Source organism: Mesorhizobium sp. M4A.F.Ca.ET.090.04.2.1 (genome assembly GCF_003999085.1).
In the GTDB taxonomy this organism is placed as follows: Bacteria; Pseudomonadota; Alphaproteobacteria; order Rhizobiales; family Rhizobiaceae; genus Mesorhizobium.
Genome location: NZ_RZOT01000962.1, coordinates 1 through 792 on the forward strand (window position 1 = coordinate 1; position 792 = coordinate 792).

Sequence of the window (792 nt, forward strand, 5' to 3'; positions counted from 1 at the left end):
GCAAAGCGTGACGCTGGAACATTCTGCCCCGTCAGATCGGAACGCCTTGCAATTCAAGGCGTTCACGGCTATTGAGGCCCGCGTCGCTGCGGTAGCTCAGTGGTAGAGCACTCCCTTGGTAAGGGAGAGGTCGAGAGTTCAATCCTCTCTCGCAGCACCAGCCTATCCCATTGAAATCGCTGAAGTCCTTGACATGCAAGGGCTTGTGCCCATCTTTCACACCGATTTCAGGACATGGGCGTCGTCGAAGTCCGCGAGCTTCGGATGCGTGATCGTCGGAGCATTCGCGAGGCTGAGGACGCATTCGCGGTAACGATCGAGCCACCTCTGGCGTTCACCGTCGCTGATGCGCGCTGGTGCGTGCACAAGGAAAGGCTCGATAACCGTGAAGCCTACAAAAATGGAGCATTCCGTGGTTGACGGGAACAGGATCTCCGAGATTGGGCCGTTCAGTCCACAGCCTGAATAGATCGGCGGCGGTCCGCCGATGGTGACGGAACACATCGCTCGTTTTCCCGCAAAGACGCTGCGATCATAGCATTTGCCGCCGCCATAGATGCGGCCGCCGGGACGCGAACACTCGGTCAACCCAGCCCTTGAGGATCGCCGGCAGCCCGAACCACCAGAGCGGGAACTGCAGGATCAAGGCGTCGCACCAGAAAAGCTTGCCCATCTCCGCCTGGATGTCCGGCGCGAACCCGTCATGGGCAGCCGCGTTCGCCTCCTCAGACTGCTGACGGTAGTAGTTTGCGTCGCGTATCGTCGTGAAGTTGCGACGATCTGATATTGGGT

General features: G+C 59.2%; 2 protein-coding genes and 1 tRNA gene. 1 reads left to right on the plus strand and 2 read right to left on the minus strand.

The genetic code is table 11. The features are described 5' to 3' along the window. Positions 1-85: 85 nt before the first annotated feature. Positions 86-160, plus strand: a tRNA-Thr gene (locus tag EN781_RS33480). Positions 161-216: 56 nt separating this feature from the next. On the opposite strand, the gene EN781_RS35915 is transcribed toward EN781_RS33480, so the two are convergent. Continuing rightward, positions 217-504: an NAD(P)H-dependent oxidoreductase gene (locus EN781_RS35915; RefSeq protein WP_127400780.1), complete on the minus strand. Its 288-nt coding sequence runs from the start codon at positions 502-504 to the stop codon at positions 217-219. Positions 505-532: 28 nt separating this feature from the next. Next, positions 533-792 (minus strand): NAD(P)H-dependent oxidoreductase (locus tag EN781_RS35920; RefSeq protein WP_189347990.1); only part of this gene is annotated, 260 nt, incomplete at its 5' end.